General features: G+C 72.6%; 14 protein-coding genes. 7 read left to right on the top strand and 7 right to left on the bottom strand.

Annotation, left to right across the window (positions count from 1 at the left end; translation table 11 throughout):
• Positions 1-20: 20 nt before the first annotated feature.
• From EIY87_RS42465 to EIY87_RS42475, 3 genes are read right to left on the bottom strand one after another with little or no spacing between them, the layout of a single operon-like run.
• The gene (locus tag EIY87_RS42465; RefSeq protein WP_125315656.1) at positions 21-680 is read right to left on the bottom strand and encodes a DUF899 domain-containing protein; all 660 of its coding nucleotides are present in this window, start codon (positions 678-680) and stop codon (positions 21-23) included.
• The gene (locus EIY87_RS42470) at positions 677-1,123 is read right to left on the bottom strand and encodes an SRPBCC family protein (protein ID WP_125315657.1); all 447 of its coding nucleotides are present in this window, start codon (positions 1,121-1,123) and stop codon (positions 677-679) included. Before EIY87_RS42470 ends, EIY87_RS42465 begins: the two co-directional genes overlap by 4 nt.
• Positions 1,116-1,454, bottom strand: a complete 339-nt coding sequence (locus EIY87_RS42475; protein WP_125315910.1) for an ArsR/SmtB family transcription factor — start codon at positions 1,452-1,454, stop codon at positions 1,116-1,118. Before EIY87_RS42475 ends, EIY87_RS42470 begins: the two co-directional genes overlap by 8 nt.
• A gap of 134 nt (positions 1,455-1,588) precedes the next feature.
• On the opposite strand from EIY87_RS42475, the gene icmF reads away from it, so the two are divergent.
• The gene (icmF, locus tag EIY87_RS42480) at positions 1,589-4,822 is read left to right on the top strand and encodes a fused isobutyryl-CoA mutase/GTPase IcmF (protein ID WP_125315658.1); all 3,234 of its coding nucleotides are present in this window, start codon (positions 1,589-1,591) and stop codon (positions 4,820-4,822) included.
• 121 nt (positions 4,823-4,943) lie between these two features.
• Here the strand turns inward: icmF and EIY87_RS42485 are convergent, their stop codons facing one another.
• Entirely contained in the window at positions 4,944-5,639 is a 696-nt protein-coding gene (locus EIY87_RS42485) for a class I SAM-dependent methyltransferase (protein WP_125315659.1), read from the bottom strand.
• Between the two features lie 76 nt (positions 5,640-5,715).
• Between EIY87_RS42485 and EIY87_RS42490 the strand changes: the two genes are divergently transcribed.
• The gene (locus EIY87_RS42490; RefSeq protein ID WP_125315660.1) at positions 5,716-6,546 is read left to right on the top strand and encodes an LLM class F420-dependent oxidoreductase; all 831 of its coding nucleotides are present in this window, start codon (positions 5,716-5,718) and stop codon (positions 6,544-6,546) included.
• A 7-nt stretch (positions 6,547-6,553) separates the two neighbouring features.
• On the opposite strand, the gene kstR is transcribed toward EIY87_RS42490, so the two are convergent.
• On the bottom strand, positions 6,554-7,174 hold the full coding sequence (kstR, locus tag EIY87_RS42495) for a cholesterol catabolism transcriptional regulator KstR (RefSeq protein WP_125315661.1): 621 nt from the start codon (positions 7,172-7,174) through the stop codon (positions 6,554-6,556).
• 146 nt (positions 7,175-7,320) lie between these two features.
• Here kstR and EIY87_RS42500 point away from each other — a divergent pair, with 146 nt between their 5' ends.
• From EIY87_RS42500 to EIY87_RS42510, 3 genes are all read left to right on the top strand, one after another.
• Positions 7,321-9,366: an acyl-CoA dehydrogenase family protein gene (locus tag EIY87_RS42500; protein ID WP_125315662.1), complete on the top strand. Its 2,046-nt coding sequence runs from the start codon at positions 7,321-7,323 to the stop codon at positions 9,364-9,366.
• A gap of 75 nt (positions 9,367-9,441) precedes the next feature.
• A complete protein-coding gene (locus EIY87_RS42505; protein WP_125315663.1) occupies positions 9,442-12,222 on the top strand; it encodes a DEAD/DEAH box helicase in 2,781 nt (926 codons plus the stop codon).
• The gene (locus EIY87_RS42510; protein ID WP_125315664.1) at positions 12,222-13,382 is read left to right on the top strand and encodes an SWIM zinc finger family protein; all 1,161 of its coding nucleotides are present in this window, start codon (positions 12,222-12,224) and stop codon (positions 13,380-13,382) included. The genes EIY87_RS42505 and EIY87_RS42510 overlap by 1 nt, the downstream gene beginning before the upstream one ends.
• On the opposite strand, the gene EIY87_RS42515 is transcribed toward EIY87_RS42510, so the two are convergent.
• Positions 13,376-14,608: an alpha/beta hydrolase gene (locus EIY87_RS42515; protein ID WP_125315665.1), complete on the bottom strand. Its 1,233-nt coding sequence runs from the start codon at positions 14,606-14,608 to the stop codon at positions 13,376-13,378. The two genes, EIY87_RS42510 and EIY87_RS42515, sit on opposite strands and share 7 nt — an antisense overlap.
• A 64-nt stretch (positions 14,609-14,672) precedes the next feature.
• On the opposite strand from EIY87_RS42515, the gene EIY87_RS42520 reads away from it, so the two are divergent.
• Positions 14,673-16,058 carry a WS/DGAT/MGAT family O-acyltransferase gene (locus EIY87_RS42520; RefSeq protein WP_125315666.1) on the top strand — a complete coding sequence of 462 codons (1,386 nt, stop codon included), beginning with the start codon at positions 14,673-14,675 and terminating at the stop codon, positions 16,056-16,058.
• Here the strand turns inward: EIY87_RS42520 and EIY87_RS42525 are convergent.
• Complete coding sequence (locus EIY87_RS42525) at positions 16,042-16,539, bottom strand: nitroreductase family deazaflavin-dependent oxidoreductase (protein WP_125315667.1); 498 nt, start codon at positions 16,537-16,539, stop codon at positions 16,042-16,044. The two genes, EIY87_RS42520 and EIY87_RS42525, sit on opposite strands and share 17 nt — an antisense overlap.
• A gap of 146 nt (positions 16,540-16,685) precedes the next feature.
• Between EIY87_RS42525 and EIY87_RS42530 the strand changes: the two genes are divergently transcribed.
• Positions 16,686-17,735: an acyl-CoA dehydrogenase family protein gene (locus EIY87_RS42530; protein WP_125315668.1), complete on the top strand. Its 1,050-nt coding sequence runs from the start codon at positions 16,686-16,688 to the stop codon at positions 17,733-17,735.
• The last annotated feature ends 5 nt before the right edge of the window (positions 17,736-17,740 follow it).

The following is a 17,740-nucleotide window of genomic DNA, read 5'->3' on the forward strand; positions in this document are numbered from 1 at the left end:
ACACGCCCGCGCGGGAAACTTCAGTACTCGTCGTGGCGCCGCCACCAGGCACCCGGGCCGTCGTCGCCGCGGCTCTCCTCTTCCCACGCCTCCTGGCGGCCCAGCGGCGTGATGTCGAGGTACCGGTGCGAGGCGAGGAACATCTCGCCGCCGCGGCCCGAGGTGAAGTACGTCCGGTAGACGTCGTCGCCGTTGCGCAGGAACACGCTGACCCCGAAGCCCATGCCGACGCCGCAGTCCTCGGTGAAGTCGCTGCCGTGCGAGGACACGAACGGCACGTCCCAGCCCATCCGGTTCTTGTACCGCTCGATCTCGGGCAGCGTCGCCGGCGCGACGACCTGGAGCGTGACGTCCCGGTCGTGCAGGTGCGCCAGGTGCGGCATGTTGTCGACGAGCAGGGAGCACCCCGGGCACCCCGCCTCGTCGCCCGGGTGCAGCATGAAGTGGTAGACGATCAGCTGCGGCCGTCCCTCGAACAGGTCCAGCAGGCTCTTCTCGCCCTCGGGCGTGGTGAACACGTACGGCTTCGGGAAGGGCACCATCGGCAGGCGGCGCCGTTCGGCGGCGAGGTGGTCGGCCGCCTTCATGTGCTCCTTCTCCTTGACGAGCAACGCGTCGCGCGCGGCCTGCCATTCCTCCGGCGAGACGATCTCGGGCAGGGCGTGCTGGGTCGCGGTCATCGGTCTTCCTCTCCTCGGTGGTGGATGAAGCCGGTCAGGTCGCCGAAGCTGGAGGTCCAGCCGTCGTGGTGGCCGTCGCGGTCGGCGACGGTCGGGAAGCCGGTCTGGACGAACGTCATCTCCGTCTTGCCGCCCAGGTCGGCGAAGTCGATCGTCACGAGGGTCTCCGCGCGCATGTCGCCTTCGGTGTCCCAGATGAAGGTGAACACGAGCCGCTCGGGCGCGGCGATCTCGCGGTAGGTGCCGTGCATCCAGTGCTCGTCGCCCTCGGGGGAGCGGATGCACGCGCGCCAGGCGCCGCCCGGCCGCGTGGCGAGGGTGACCGCGGAGCCGGTGTAGCCGTGCGGCCCGAGCCAGCTCGCCAGCTGGTCGGGGTCGGTCCACGCGGCGAAGACGAGCTCGCGCGGCGCGTCGAAGACCCGGGAGATGGTGAGGTCAGGCATCTTCGCCTCCGTTCCGCAGGGTGCGCAGGTGCTCTTCGAGGCGGTCGAACCCGTCGTCCCAGAACGGGCGGTAGCGCGCCACCCAGTCGGCCACGTCTTCCAGCGGTTTCGCCGCCAGCCGGCAGGGCCGCCACTGGCGGGTGCGGCCGCGGGTGATGAGCCCGGCCTGCTCCAGCACCTTCAGGTGGCGGGAGACGGCGGGCAGGCTCATCGGGAACGGCTCGGCGAGCTCGTTCACCGTCGCCTCACCCGCGGAAAGCCGGGCGAGGATGGCCCGCCGGGTCGGGTCGGCGAGTGCGGCGAACGTGCGGCTCAGGTGGTCTGCGGGCATGGTCATTTCAGCCTCTTGTTAATTAACGTCTCCGTTAAATATAGCCCCCAGCTGAGCACTGTCAAGGTTGTCGTGAGAGCCGCGTCACTGGTCCTCGGGTTTCCAATAGTAGGAAGCCAAAGTATTTTTGAGGGATGAGCAGCGAGCTGTACCGCCCCGTGCACCCCGTCCGGTTCGTGACGGCGTCGAGCCTCTTCGACGGTCACGACGCGTCGATCAACATCATGCGGCGGATCCTGCAGTCCCAGGGCGCGGAGGTCGTCCACCTCGGGCACAACCGCTCGGTCGACGAGGTGGCCACCGCCGCCATCGCCGAGGACGTCCAGGGCGTCGCCATCTCCGCCTACCAGGGCGGGCACGTCGAGTACTTCTCGTACCTGGTCGAGCTGCTGCGCGAGCGCGGCGCCGGCCACATCAAGGTCTTCGGCGGCGGGGGCGGGGTGATCGTGCGCGAGGAGATCGACCTGCTGCACTCGCGCGGCGTCGCCCGCATCTTCTCGCCCGAGGACGGCTACGAGATGGGCCTGCCGGGCATGATCAACTCGATGATCGAGGCCTGCGACACCGACCTCGCGGCCGAGGGCCCGGCGCTCGACAAGGTGCTCTCCGGGGACGTCCCCGCGCTTTCGCGGGTCATCACGCAGCTGGCGGCCGAACGGCTGCCCGCCGAGCTGCTCGACGGCATCACCGAAGCCGCGAGCGGGCGGACGGTGCCGGTACTGGGCATCACCGGCACCGGTGGCTCCGGCAAGTCGTCGCTCACCGACGAGCTGGTCCGCCGCTTCCGCCTCGACCAGGAGGACAAGCTGCGGATCGCGGTGCTCGCGGTCGACCCGTCGCGGCGCAAGGGCGGCGGCGCGCTGCTCGGCGACCGCATCCGGATGAACTGCCTCGACGGCTCGCCGGTGTACTTCCGTTCGCTGGCCACGCGCACGACGTCGGGGGAGATCCCGGCCGGGTTGCGCGAATCGATCCTGGCCTGCAAGGCCGCCGGCTACGACCTGGTCATCGTCGAGACGCCGGGCATCGGCCAGGGCGACGCCGGGATCGTCGACTTCGTGGACGAGTCGCTGTACGTGATGACGCCGGAGTTCGGCGCCGCGTCGCAGCTGGAGAAGATCGACATGCTCGACTTCGCCGACGTCGTCGCGATCAACAAGTTCGAGCGCCGCGGCGCCGAGGACGCCCGCCGCGACGTCGCGCGCCAGCTGGTGCGCAACCGCGAAGCCTTCTCGGAAGGCCCCGAGGACATGCCGGTCTACGGCACGAGCGCGGCGAAGTTCAACGACGACGGCGTCACCGCGCTGTACCAGCACCTGCGCGACGTGCTCGCCGAACGAGGGCTGTCCGTTTCGGCGGGGACGCTGCCCCGCGTGGAAGGCAAGGTGTCCACGGACGCCTCGACGATCATCCCCGGCAACCGCGCGCGGTACCTGGCCGAGATCGCCGACTCCGTACGCGGTTACCACGCGAAGACCGACCAGCAGGTCGCCGCGGTCCGCAAGCGGAACGCGCTTTCGGTGGCGCGCGAGGAACTGGCCAAGGCGGACGCGTCCACCGACGCGCTCGACGGGCTGCTCGCCGCGGCCGAGTCCGATGTGGACGGCGAGTCGACAAAGCTCCTCGAGCGCTTCCGGGAGCTGGCCGAGGAATACCGCCAGGACGAGCTGGTCGTGAAGATCCGCGACAAGGAGCTGCGCACGCAGCTGTGGCGCGACACGCTGTCCGGCAACCGGGTCCCGCGCGTCGCCCTGCCGCGCTACGGCGAGGACGGCGAGCTGCTGTCGTTCCTGCGCCGCGAGAACCTGCCGGGCTACTTCCCCTACACCGCGGGCGTTTTCCCGTTCAAGCGCGAGGGCGAGGACCCGGCGCGGATGTTCGCCGGAGAGGGGGACGCGTTCCGCACCAACCGCCGCTTCAAGCTGCTCTCGGCCGACTCCGAGGCCAAGCGGCTGTCGACGGCGTTCGACTCCGTGACCCTCTACGGCCACGACCCCGACACGCGTCCCGACATCTACGGCAAGGTCGGCACCTCGGGCGTGTCCATCGCGACGGTCGAGGACATGAAGGCCCTCTACGACGGCTTCGACCTGACCGCGCCGAACACGTCGGTGTCGATGACGATCAACGGCCCCGCGCCGACGATCCTGGCGTTCTTCCTCAACACCGCGATCGACCAGAAGATCGACGCGTTCCGGGCCGAGCACGGCCGCGAGCCGTCCGACGCCGAGGCCGCCGAGCTGCGCTCGTGGACGCTGCAGAACGTGCGCGGCACGGTGCAGGCCGACATCCTCAAGGAGGACCAGGGCCAGAACACCTGCATCTTCTCCACCGAGTTCAGCCTCCGGATGATGGCCGACATCCAGGAGTGGTTCATCGAGCACCACCTGCGGAACTTCTACTCGGTCTCGATCTCCGGCTACCACATCGCCGAGGCCGGCGCGAACCCCATCTCGCAGCTGGCCTTCACGCTGGCGAACGGCTTCACCTACGTCGAGTCGTACCTCGCCCGCGGCATGGACGTCGACTGCTTCGCGCCGAACCTGTCGTTCTTCTTCTCCAACGGAATGGACGCCGAGTACTCGGTGCTGGGCCGGGTGGCGCGCCGGATCTGGTCGGTGGCGATGCGCGACCGCTACGGCGCGAACGAGCGGTCGCAGAAGCTCAAGTACCACGTGCAGACGTCCGGCCGCTCGCTGCACGCGCAGGAGATGAGCTTCAACGACATCCGCACCACGCTGCAGGCGCTGTGCGCGCTGTACGACAACGCGAACTCGTTGCACACCAACGCCTTCGACGAGGCGATCACGACGCCGTCGGAGTCGTCGGTGCGCCGCGCGATGGCCATCCAGATGATCATCAACAAGGAATGGGGCCTGTCGAAGAACGAGAACCCGCTGCAGGGCTCGTTCGTCATCGACGAGCTGACGGACCTGGTCGAGGAAGCGGTCCTGGCCGAGTTCGACCGCATCTCCGAGCGCGGCGGTGTCCTCGGCGCGATGGAGACGGGCTACCAGCGCGGCAAGATCCAGGACGAGTCGATCCTGTACGAGCGCAAGAAGCACGACGGCTCGCTGCCGATCATCGGCGTCAACACGTTCCGCAACCCGAACCAGGGCGAGGACGACGTCGAGGTCGAACTGGCCCGCGCGACGGAGGCCGAGAAGAAGTCCCAGCTGGACCGCCTGGCCGACTTCCAGCACCGCCACCACGAGGAAGCCCAGCAGGCCCTGAAGGCCCTGCGCGAAGCGGCAACCCGCGGCGGCAACCTGTTCGGGGTGCTGATGGACGCCGCGCGGGTGTGCTCGCTGGGCCAGATCACGGAGGCGTTCTTCGAGGTCGGGGGCCAGTACCGCCGCAACGTCTAGCGGCGCACGGCCCGGCTCGAGCGCCCCAATGTGGCCTTCGGTGCGTCAGACGCACCCAATGTGGCGTTCGGTGCGTTGGACGCAACCAACGCCACATTGGGGCGCTTTCCGTCACCGCTCGCTAGCGGCGGACCGCCTTCAGCTGCCAAACCGGGACCAGCACCCGCCCGTCCGCGTCGGTCTCCATCGACGTCAGCCCCGCCGGGTCCGCGTCCAGCACCACCCGGACGCTCTGCCGCAGCTCCTCCGGCGTCATCGACGTCGTGTACAGCCGCGGCTCGAGCGTCTCGATCGTCCAGTCCTTCCCGACCGTCTCCCGCAGGTTGGCCTCGCTGATCAGGTACGGCGCCGGGAACGCGTCGGGGACCTCCGGCGAGAAGCAGAACAGGTGCAGCCGCGCGCCCGGGCGGGTCGCGCGGGTAAGGGCCGCGAGGTACGCCCTCCGCTGGCCCTCGCTCAGGCAGTGGTACAGCGCGCTGTCGAGCACCGTGTCGAACCGGCCTTCGTAGCCTTCGAGCTTCGTCGCGTCGGCGACCGCGAACTCGATGTCGAGGCCCCTCTCCGCCGCGCGGGCGCGAGCCTGCGAAACCGCCGACGGCGCGCCGTCCAGGCCGGTCACGCGCAGGCCGCGCGAGGCGAGGAACGCGGAGTTGTCGCCCAGGCCGCAGCCGATGTCGAGCACGTCGCCGCCGAACTCGCCGGCGTCGGCCAGCTCGACGACCGCGGGCTGCGGTGCGCCGAGGTCCCAGGGCATCTTCCGGCCCATCGGCGTGGCGCCCTGGTAGAGCTCCTCGAAGTCGACGTCCTGTACGTCCATGACCGCCCCCTTATTCAACGGATGATGAGATGACTCCATCGTGCACCCCGTGTCAAGGCGGTGGTACTCCTGGAGCATGAAATTCGGGATCTCGACGTTCGTGACCGACGAGGGCATCCGCCCCGACGTGCTGGGTGCGGCGCTGGAGGAACGCGGCTTCGATTCGCTCTTCCTGGCCGAGCACTCGCACATCCCCGTGAGCCGCGAAACCCCCTATCCCGGCGGGGGCGAGCTGCCGCGCGTGTACTACCGCACGCTCGACCCGTTCCTGGCGCTCACCGCCGCGGCCACGGCGACGTCGGAGCTGCTGCTCGGCACCGGGATCGCGCTGCTGATCCAGCGCGACCTGATCCACACCGCGAAGGAGGTCGCGTCGCTGGACGTGCTCTCCGACGGGCGCGCGCTGTTCGGCGTCGGCGTCGGCTGGAACCGCGAGGAGATGCGCAACCACGGCACCGACCCGAAGACCCGCGGCGCGCTCATCGACGAGCAGCTGGCCGCGCTCAAGGAGATCTGGACGAAGGACGAGGCCGAGTTCCACGGCGAGCACATCGACCTCGACCCGATCTTCAGCTGGCCGAAGCCGGTGCAGAAGCCGCACGTCCCGATCTACATCGGCGGCGAGAGCGAGGCGGCCCTGAACCGGCTCGCCAAGTACGGCGACGGCTGGCTGCTGCGGGGCTACACGAAGTACCAGGAGGCGCAGCGCGTCCGCCGCTGGCTGGCCGAGCAGGGCCGGGAAGACGTCCAGTTCGCGGTGTTCGGCGGCCCGACGATCCCGAAGGTGATCGACGGCTTCCGCGAGGCCGGCGTCGAGCGGTACACGTTCCTGCTCGACACGCTGCCGGAAGCGGAGACGCTCAAGGCCCTCGACGAGCTGGCGGAGGTGGCCGCCGCGCACCGCTGAGGCGCGGCTACTTGTCCAGCAGCAGGTGGACCGACAGTTCGAGGCGGTTCGCGACGTCGGCCGCCGAGGCGCGGCGGGTCACCCAGGCCACCAGGTTCGCCATCCAGACGTCGGCGACGACGTGGAAGATGTCGCGGTCGGCCTCGGTCGGCTCGTCGATGCCCATCGCCTTGGCGAACATGTTCTCCATCAGCAGCCCGACCTGCTCGACCTCGGCGGCCGCGGACGTGTCGGCGAACATGAAGGCCCGCACCATGGCTTCGGTCAGGTGCGGGTCGCGCTGCATCAGGCGGGTGTTGCGGCCGAGCACGAACATCAGCCGCTCGGCGGGCGTCTCGCCCGGGATGGCCTGCCGCTCGAGCTTCTCCTGCGCGCGCTCGAACTCGCGCGCCAGGCCGGAGACGAGCAGGTGGATCTTCGACGGGAAGTACCGGTACAGCGTGCCGAGCGCGACGTCCGCCTTCTCGGCGACGGCCCGCATCTGGACGGCGTCGTAGCCGCCCTTCGAGGCCAGGGCGAGGGTCGCGTCGATGATCCGGCGGCGCCGGTCGCGCTGGGCGGCCGAGCCGAGCTCGTCGGCGCCGATCGCGCTCAGGCCGTTGCCGCGCGCCTTGGTCTTGCCGGGCATCGGAGCTCCCCCGTCTGTCGGAACTTGTTCCACTTCAGGACACAGCGTACCTCTCCTGGCGAAACGTTCAACAATCGACCCACTGGCCGAAAAACTGTAACACGTTCTACACTCGCGAGTAGTGTCCCGTTCCGCGAGGAGGCCCGATGCCGGTCACGCTCACCGACGAACAAGCCGCGCTGGCCGAGGCGATCCACGCCTGGTCGGCGGCGCACCACCCGCGAGAGGCGGTGCGCGCGGCCGGAACCGGGGCCGGTCTTCCCGAAGGGTTCGCCGCGCTCGGCCTGTTCGGGGTGGCCCTGCCCGCGTCGGTGGGCGGCGCCGACGGAAGTATCGCCGATCTCGCCGCCGGCCTCGCCGCGGCGGCCGAAGAACTCGTCCCCGGCCCGGTGCTCGGCACCGCTCTGGGTGGCCTCCTGCTCGCCGACGTCCCGGCCGCGAAGGAACTGCTGCCGGCGCTGGCCGAGGGCGAAGCCACCCTCGCGGTGCTGCTGGACGCGCCCTCGCTCGACGACGGCGTCACCGGCCCGGTGCCCGGTGCCGACGCCGAGACGTGGCTCCTGGTGCCGGTCGACGGCGGTCACGTGTTGCTCGCGCCGGGCACGCCCGGCGTCACGGTCGAACCGCTGGCCGCGTTCGACTTCTCGCGCCCGCTCGCGCGCGTCCGGTTCTCCGGGGCCCGCGCCGACGTCCTCACCCTGCCGCCGGTCGCGCCCCTCGCGGCGACGCTGGCCGCCGCCGAAGCGGCCGGGGTGGCGCGGCGGTGCCTGACCGTCGCCGTCGACTACGCCAAGGTCCGTGAGCAGTTCGGCCGGCCGATCGGGGCGTTCCAGGCGGTCAAGCACCTGTGCGCCGAGATGCTCTGCCGCGCCGAAGCGGCCGAAGCGCTGGCCTGGGACGCGGCGTCCGGGCAGGACCCGCTGTCGGTGGCGAGCGCGGCCGTCGTCGCCCTCGACGCCGCCGTCGCCAACGCCAAGGACTGCGTCCAGGTGCTCGGCGGCATCGGGTTCACCTGGGAGCACGACGCGCACCTGTACCTGCGCCGCGCGGTCGCGCTGCGGCAGTGGCTCGGCGGCGGCTGGCGGCGGCGGGCGGCGGAGCTGGCGCTGGCGGGGGCCGTGCGCACCCTCAACGTCGACGTCGGCGACGATCCCGCGCTGCGCGCCGAGGTGGCGCGGATCGCGGCGCTGCCCGCCGGGGAGCAGCGGGTCGCGCTCGCCGACGCCGGGTTGCTGACACCGCACTGGCCCGCGCCCTACGGCCGGGGCGCCGGAGCCGCGGAGCAGCTGCGGATCGACGGCGCGCTGGCCGAAGCCGGCGTCCGCCGCCCGGACCTGGTGATCGGCGCCTGGGCGGTGCCGACGATCCTCGAACACGGCAGCGACGAGCAGCGCGAACGGTTCGCCCGGCCCACCCTCCGCGGCGAGCTCACGTGGTGCCAGCTGTTCAGCGAACCCGGCGCGGGCTCCGACCTGGCGGCGTTGCGGACGGCGGCGCGGCGGGTCGACGGCGGCTGGCGGCTGTCCGGCCAGAAGGTGTGGACGTCGCTGGCGCGCGAAGCCGATTGGGGGATCTGCCTGGCCCGCACCGATCCGGACGCGCCCAAGCACAAGGGCATCACGTACTTCCTGGTCGACATGCGCGCCGCGGGCATCACCACGAGGCCGCTGCGCGAGATCACCGGCGACGCCGTGTTCAACGAGGTGTTCCTGGACGACGTGTTCGTCCCGGACGCGGACGTGGTCGGCCCGCCGGGTGGCGGCTGGCGGCTGGCGCGCACGACGCTCGCGAACGAGCGGGTCGCCATCGGGAGCGGGTCGGCGGTGGGGGAGAGCGTGCAGACATTGGTGTCCACAATGGACGCCTCGGCGCTCGACGGTGTCGCGCTCGACCGGCTCGGTTCCCTGGTGGCGGACGGGGTCGCGGGCTCGGTGCTGGACCTGCGGGCGGCGCTGCGGCGGCTCGGCGGGCAGGATCCCGGCGCGGAGTCGAGCGTGCGGAAGCTGCTCGGGGTGCGGCACCGGCAGGACGTGGCCGAGTTCGCCGTGGAAGCGGCCGGGACCGGGGCCCTGCTGGCGGACGGCGCGGCGCAGCGCGAGTTCCTGCTGACGCGGTGCCTGTCGATTGCCGGCGGGACCACCCAGGTGCTGCTTTCGCTGACGGCCGAACGGCTTCTCGGCCTGCCGCGCTGACGTCCGGGCGGCGCGAACGGACCGTTCGTGCCGCCCGGCCCGAAACTGTCGGTGGCGTGTTCTAGCGTTGCGGGCGTGGAGTTCAGCGCAGACACCCAGGCCACCTACCTCCCCGCGGATCCCCCGCGGGAAGGCGTGCTGGCCCTGTGGGGCGACGACGTGGCCGGCGGGACCACGATCGAGCTCGTCCTGCCCCGGGGCGCCAAGTTCGCGCGGACGAAGGTCGACGCGGAGCTGGTGCCGCTCGAACGCGCGCTGCCGCGGCTGCTGGCGGTGGGGGAGGGGGCCAGCCCGGCGGTCGCGGCGTGGTCGGCCGCGGTCAACGCGGGGGTGAACCTGGTCGCGCGGGGACGGCTGCGTCCCGCCGCGTCCCCGGCCGGCGCGGCGGCGTGGCGGATCGGCCCGCTCGACGCCGCGGACGAGGAGCTGCTGCGCGGGCTCGCCGGCGCGCTGCCACCGGAGGCGTACGCGCTGCCGCTGACCGGGCTGAAACGCATCCGGCTGCACTCGCCGGACTCCCTGGTCCGCGCCCTCTGGGACGCGACGGCCGACCTGCTGGTCCGCAGCCCGGCCGCCCCGGTCGGCGCCGGCGACCCGGCGTTCGCGGCCCGCGAACCCGCGCTGCTGGGCCCGGACGGCGCGGCCTGGCTGGCCGAGCTGGAGGCCCGCGAGCCGCGGGGCGTGCAGGTGCTGTTGCGCGTCGAGGGCCTGGACGACGACACGTTCGCGGGGGTGCTGGCGGTCCGGAGCCTGGCCGAGCCGAGCCTGGTGGTGGAGGCGGCCACGCTCTGGGACGCCCCGGACGCGGTCCTGAACCGCCTCGGCGACCAGGTCGAAACGCAGCTGCTGCTCGGCCTGCGCCGCGGGGCGCGGGCGTGGGCGCCACTGGGCCGCGTCCTCGCCGAGCCCGCGCCGGCGTCCCTGCTCCTGTCCGACGAAGAGGTCGTCGACCTCCTCACCGACGGCGCCCGCGAACTGGGCGGCGCGGGCATCGAGGTGCTCTGGTCGAAGGGCCTGTTCGCGGGCGAGGTGAAGGCGAAGGCGAGCGCGACCCAGGCCCCGGCGAGCGTCGCCGGGCCGGAGTTCGCCTTGCGTTCGCTGCTGGAGTTCCGCTGGCAGCTCAGCCTGGGCGGCGAGCAGCTGACGGCGGCGGAGGTGGCGGCGCTCGCCGAGGCCAAGCGCCCCCTGGTCCGCCTGCGCGGCCAGTGGGTCCGGGTCGACCCGCAGCTGCTGGCCCGCGTCCGCGGCCGCCCCCGCAAACTGGAGGCGGCCGAAGCCCTGGCGGCGGCCCTGACGGGCGAGCTGGACCTGGACGGCGAACGCGTCGAGTTCGCCCCACCCCCGGCACTGGGCGGCCTGGCTTCCCGCATCCGCGACCGGGCGGACGCCGCGATCCCGGCGCCCCCGGGGTTGCAGGCGACGCTGCGGCCGTACCAGCAGGCGGGGCTGTCCTGGCTGGCCACGATGACGGAACTGGGCCTGGGCGCGTGCTTGGCCGACGACATGGGCCTGGGCAAGACGATCCAGCTGATCGCCCTGCACCTGCACCGCCGCGAGCTGGCCCGCCCACCCGCCCTCACCGGCGCCGAGCCCGCGTCCACCGCCGGCGGCCCCACCCTCGTCCTCTGCCCCACCTCCCTCCTCGGCAACTGGGAGCGCGAGTTCGCCCGCTTCGCCCCCGAGATCCCCGTCCGGCGGTTCCACGGCGGCAGCCGTCACCTCGACGACCTCGCCCCCGACGAAGTCGTCCTGGCCACCTACGGCGTCCTCCGCCGCGATCGCGAGACACTGTCCGAAGTGGACTGGGGCCTGGTCGCCGCCGACGAGGCGCAGCACGTCAAGAACCCGCTGTCCGCCACCGCCAAGGAACTCCGCAAGATCCCCGCCCGGGCGAAAGTCGCCCTCACCGGTACCCCGGTCGAAAACCGGCTCACCGAACTCTGGTCCATTGTGGACTGGACCACCCCCGGCCTGCTCGGCCCGCTCGACCGCTTCCGCCGCACGGTCGCGAAGCCGATCGAACGCGACCGCGACAAGGAAGTCACCGAACGGCTGGCCGCCACCGTCCGGCCGTTCCTCCTCCGCCGCCGCAAGACCGACCCCGACATCGCGCCGGAGCTGCCGCCCAAGACCGAGACCGACCGGTTCGTCCCGCTCACCGCCGAGCAGACCACGCTGTACGAAGCCGTCGTGCGCGAGAACCTCGCCGAAATCCGCGAATCGCAGGGCATCAAGCGGCGCGGGCAAGTACTCCAGCTGCTCACCGAGCTGAAGCAGATCTGCAACCACCCGGCGCAGTTCCTCAAAGAACCGCACGGCGCGCTCACCGGCCGGTCCGGCAAGCTCGCGGCCTTCGAAGAACTGCTGGACGTCATCCTCGACGAAGGCGAGAGCGTCCTGGTGTTCAGCCAGTACGTCCAGCTCTGCCGGCTGCTCGAACGCCGCCTCAAGGACCGGGGGCTGCCCACCGAAGTCCTCTCGGGGGACAGCTCGCCGTCGAAGCGGCAGGACATGGTCGACCGGTTCCAGGCCGGCGAGATCCCCGTGTTCCTGCTCTCGCTGAAGGCGGGCGGGGTCGGGCTCAACCTGACCCGCGCCACCCACGTCATCCACTACGACCGCTGGTGGAACCCCGCGGTCGAAGACCAGGCCACCGACCGCGCCTACCGCATCGGGCAGGACCGGCCCGTCCAGGTGCACCGGCTGATCGCCGAAGGCACCCTCGAGGAGCGGATCGCCGAGGTGCTCGAGAAGAAGCGGGGGCTGGCCGAGTCGATCGTCGGCGCGGGGGAGGACTGGATCACCGAGCTGTCCGACGACGCGCTCGCCGACCTCGTCCGGCTCGGGAGCGGGTGATGCCGCCGCGGCGGAACTTCGGCACCACCTGGTGGGGGCGTGCCTGGGTCGACGCGCTGGAGCAGCGCGCGAAGCTCGACCCGAACCGGCTGCCGCGCGGTCGCACCTACGCGCGCAAGGGCACCGTCAGCGAGCTGCACTTCGGCGCCGGGGAGATGAAGGCGCTGGTGCGCGGCAGCCGTCCCGAGCCCTACAAAGTCACCATCACCATGCGCACCTTCACCGACGGCGAGTGGGACACCCTGCTCGGCGTGGTCGGCACGCGGCTCGGGCACGCCGCGGCGCTGCTCGACGGCGAACTGCCGGGCGCGCTCGCCGAGCAGGCCCGCGAGGCCGGCGCCGACCTCCTGCCGGGGCCCGGCGACCTGCGGCCGCGGTGTTCGTGCCCGGACTCGGCGAACCCGTGCAAGCACGTCGCCGCGGTGTACTACCTGGTCGCCGACGAGGTGGACCGCGACCCGTTCACGCTGTTCCTGCTCCGCGGCCGGCCGCGGGCGGACGTCCTGGCCGAGCTGCGTGCCCGCCGGTCGCCGGCCCGCGCGGACCAGCCGAAGCTCCCGAAAGCGGCGGACGAAGGCCTGACGCCGCGAGCGGCCTACACCCGGCGGCCGGGCCCGATCCCGGACCTGCCGCCCCCGCCGCGCGTCGCGGGGCCGCCGGCGGTCCTGGACCTCGACCCGCCACCGGCCACGGGCTGGACGGCGGCCGCCCTGTCGTCGCTCGCGGCGGACGCGGCCTCCCTGGCCCGCGACCTGCTGATCGGCGGCGTGACGGCGGCCGAGCTGACGTTCGAAGAGGACCTGGCCCGCCGCGCGGCCGCCCGCACCGCCCCGGAGATCACCACCCTCGCCGCGGCGGCGGGCGTGCCACCCCGCGACCTCGCCCGCTGGGCCGAAGCCTGGCGCGAAGGCGGCCGCGGCGGCCTGGCGGCCCTGCGCGACACCTGGCAGCCCGGCCCCGGCCCGCTGGCCGAGGCGCAGGCGATCCTGGCCGAAGCGGGCCTCCCGGGCCGGCCGAAGCTCTGGCGCAACCGCCTCACCCAGGGGAACCTGCAGCTGCGCTACGGCCGCGACGCCCGGTGGTACCGCTTCACCCGCTCGGGCACGGAGTGGCGGCTGGACGGCCCGCCGTCGGCGAGCCCGGTGGACCTGGCCTACTGACCGGCCTTCCACGCGTTGTACGTGTGGTCCAGGAACCGCCCGACGCCGCGGACCACGTGCGCGCTCCGCACCGACGTGAACACGTCGAACGCGTGTTGCGCCCCCGCCAGTTCCGCGTACGCCACCGGCCGGCGGGACTTCTCCCGCAGCCGCCGCACGAATTCGCGGGCCTCGCGGACCGGGACCAGGGAATCGTCGCGGCCGTGGATCACGAAGAACGGCGGCGCGTCCGAACTGATCCGGTCCAGCGGCGAGGCCGCGATGTAGTCGTCCAGGTGGTTGACCGGGTCGCGGTCGGCGGCGAACACCCGGCGCGCGATCAGGCTCTCCAGCCGGTACTTGCTGGCCCGGGAACCCGACGTGGCCGCGAAGTCGTACACGCCGTAGTGCGGGACGCAGGCCTGGACGCTCGTGTCCACGTCCTCGAACTCCGGCTGCAGCGCCGGGTCGTTCTGCGACAGCGCCAGCAGTGCCGACAGGTGGCCGCCCGCCGAACCGCCGGTCACCGCGACGAAGTCCGGGTCGCCGCCGTACTCCGAAATCGACGAGCGGATCCACGCCAGCGCCCGCTTCGCCGCCACGATGTGGGCCGGCCAGCGATGCGCCGGCGACAGCGGGTAGTTGATCGCCACGCACACCCAGCCGCGGCGGGCGAGGTAGCGCATCAGCGGGCGGCCCTGCTCCTCCTTGTTGCCGATCACCCACGCGCCGCCGTGGACCTGCAGCAGCACGGGCGCGCCGGTCACCGGCTCCGACGGCCGGTAGACGTCCAGCAAGAAGCGCTTGCCGCCCGGGGCGTAGGCGATGTCGCGATCCACCCGCACGTCCGGGGCGCCCATCCGGAACGGCAGCGCCAGCTCGCTCCACGGCAGCCCGAGGTCGGACCGGCCCAGCTCGGCCGCGTAGTCCTCGCCGAGTGCCTCCGTCAGCGCCTTCTCGATCTCCTCGCGGGCGCCGTGGCCGGTGCGGATCAGCGCGCCCAGGCCGGCGGCCGACGCCGCGGCCATGGCCAGGCCCGCCTGCGTCGAGCGGTCGCGCGCGCCGTGGCGGGCCAGGTGGACCGCGGTGTCGGCCGCGGTCAGGGCCAGTAGCTGGGGCGCCAGCTCGCCGGTCAGCCACCCGGCGAAGAACACCGGGATCGTCGTCGAGCGGGCCTTCAGCGGGCGGAGCGCGTTCGCCGTGAGACCGAGCTGGACCGCGCGGCGGATCAGGAAGTTCGGCTGCACCAGCGCGATGATACCGGTGAGTAGGGTGACGCGCCGCGCACCGGAACGGGCTTACCCTGGCGGCATGCAGAGACTGAGCGGCCTCGACGCGAGCTTCCTCTACCTCGAGACGCCGTCCCAGGTCCTGCACGTCTGCGGGCTGCTCGTCCTCGACGGCTCGACCGTCCCCGGCGGCTACACCTTCGCGAAGCTCCTGGCCAAGCTCGACGAACGGGTCCGGCTGATCCCGGCGTTCCGCCGCAAACTGCACAACCCGGTCTGGAACCTCGGCCATCCCGTGTGGATCGAGGACGAGGACTTCGACCTCGACCACCACGTGCACCGCATCGGCGTGCCCGCGCCCGGCGACCGCGCCGAGCTGGCCGAGCTGTGCGCGCACATCGCCGGCCAGCAGCTCGACCGCGCGCGGCCGCTGTGGCAGCTCTACGTCATCGAAGGACTGGCCGACGGCCGGATCGCCGTGCTGCTGAAGATGCACCACGCCAGCGTCGACGGGGTGAGCGGGGCCAGCCTGATCACCGCGCTGGCCGGGCTGGAGCCCGACGCGCCGGCGCCGGTCACGGAGCAGCCCGGCAACCCGGCCGCGCCCTCGGCGCTGGACCTGCTGCGCTCGGGCGCCGGGACCGTCGTGCGACGTCCCGCCGAAGTCGCCCGGCTGCTGCCCGACCTGCTGGGGCTGGTGCCGCGGTGGCTCGGGAAAGCCCTGCGCGGCAAGGGGATGCCGGTCCCGTTCACCGCGCCGCGGACGTCGCTGAACGGCACGATCACCGGGCACCGCAGCGTCGCGTTCGCCCAGCTCGACCTCGACGAGGTCAAAGAGGTGAAGAACGCCTTCGGGGTCACGGTCAACGACGTCGTCCTCGCGCTCGTCGCGGGCGCGCTGCGCGAGTTCCTCGAAGCGCGCGGCGAACTGCCGGCCGACCCGCTGGTCGCGACCGTGCCCGTCTCGATCCACGACCGGACCGAGCGCGACCACGGCAGCAACAAGGTGTCGGCGTTCTTCGCCTCGCTCCCGACGCACCTGCCCGACCCGGCCGCGCGCGTGTTCTTCCTCGCCGAGGCCAACCGGCTCTCGAAGGACCACCACTACGACATCGACGCCGACATGCTGCAGGACTGGGCGCAGTTCTCGGCCGCGACGGCGTTCGGCCTCGCCGTCCGCGCGTACTCGGCGTTGCGCTTGGCGGAGAAGCACCCGGTGGTGCACAACCTGGTCGTCTCCAACGTGCCCGGCCCGCCGATGCCGCTGTACTTCCTCGGCGCGCGGATCACCGGCTTCTACCCGCTCGGGCCGGTCTTCCACGGCGCGGGCCTGAACGTCACCGTGCTGTCCAACGCGGGCAAGGTGCACGTCGGCCTGCTGGGCGCGCGGGAGCTGACCCGGGACCTGTGGCCGCTGGCCGACGCGCTGCCGGACGCCCTCGACCAGCTGCTCAAGGCCGCGGGCTGAGCACCACGACCGGGATCTCCCGGTCGGTCCACGCCTGGTACTTCGCGAAGTCGGCGTACAGCTCGACCAGCCGCGGCCACAGTTCGGCGCGCTCGTCGGCTCCGGCCACGCGAGCCGTGACCGCGACGTCGCGGCGGCCCTTCAGGTGGATGCGCGTCTCGGGGTCCGCCCGCAGGTTGAAGTACCACTGCGGGTGCCGAGGCAGCCCGCCCTGCGAGGCGACGATGACGACGTCGTCGCCGGAGCGCAGGTACAGCAGCGGTGTGGTGAACCGGCGCCCGGACTTGCGGCCCCGGTGCTCCAGCAGCAGCGTCGGCACCGGCTTGCGGAACCCGGCCCCGATCCGCCAGGTGCCGCCGATCCGGCCGCCGGTCAGCCGGAAGACCGCGACCTGCGCCTTCGCGCCGTACTTCATGACCTTCGCGGTCACCGGTGAGTCCAGGCCGCCGGGCTTCTGCTCCGGCAGGCTGAAGCGTCCCATCGCGGGTTCCTTCCTCGGGGGGAACACGTTCTGACTCGGCACGGGCGGCCAGTCGTGATCCGAGTCCTCCCGCGGGGTTGCCGTGCCGGTCCTTTCCGGTTAAGACTAGAACATGTTTCAGTATTGCGTCGAGCCGGAGGTCGGGCGTGGACTTCACCCTTGACGATACGCAGAGCGAGATCGCCGCTCTCGCCGCGAAGGTGCTCGGCGCGGAAGACGATCCGTGGCGCGCGCTCGCCGGCGCGGGCCTGCTGGCGCTCGCCCTGCCCACCGACCTCGAGGGCGACGGCTTGGGCGTCGCCGAGGTCGCGCAGGTCCTGACCGAGGTGGGGCGGGCCGCCGCGCCGGTGCCCGCGTACGCCGCGTTGGCGCTGGGCGTCCTGCCGGTCGAGACGCTCGGCACGCCCGCCCAGCGCGCGCGGTTCCTGCCGCCGGTCGCGGCCGGGGAGGCGCTGCTCACCGCGGCGCTGCACGAGCCGTCCGCGCCGCTGACCGCCGAGCCCGCCGCCACCGCGCGCGCCGCGAACGGGAAGTGGCTGCTCAGCGGCGTGAAGACCGCTGTCCCGTACGCCGCCGAAGCCACCCGGATCCTCACCCCGGTGACCACCGCGCACGGCACCGCCGTCTACCTGGCCGACCCGCGCGCCAACGGGGTCACGCTCGTCCCGACGCGGAACTCGGCCGGGTCGCCGGAGTGCACCGTGCGGCTCGACGACGTCGCCGTCGAGGAGACCGACCTCCTCTTCGACCGGGGCGCGGTCGCGACGCTGCACCGGTTCGCGCTGGCCGGCGCGCTCGCGCTCGGCGATGGGCTGCTGGCCGGCGCGCTCGCGCTCACCGTCAAGCACGTCGGCGAACGCACCCAGTTCGGCCGGCCGCTGGCGACGTTCCAGGCGGTCGCGGGCCAGATCGCCGACGTCTACGTCGCCGCGCGGACCGTACACCTCGCCGTGACGTCCGCGGTGTGGCGGCTGGCTGCCGGGCTCGACGCGGACGCCGAACTCGACGTCGCCGCCTACTGGCTCGCCGAGGAGGCCCCGAAGGCGCTCGCGACCTGCCACCACCTGCACGGCGGCGTCGGCGTCGACGAAACGTACCCGCTGCACCGCTATTCGTCGGCGGTCAAGGATCTCGGCCGGGCGCTCGGCGGCGCCGCGCACCGGCTCGGCAGGCTCGGCGAACGAGTGGCGGGGTGAGCGAA

The sequence above is a fragment of the Amycolatopsis eburnea genome, assembly GCF_003937945.1.
Classification (GTDB): domain Bacteria; phylum Actinomycetota; class Actinomycetes; order Mycobacteriales; family Pseudonocardiaceae; genus Amycolatopsis; species Amycolatopsis eburnea.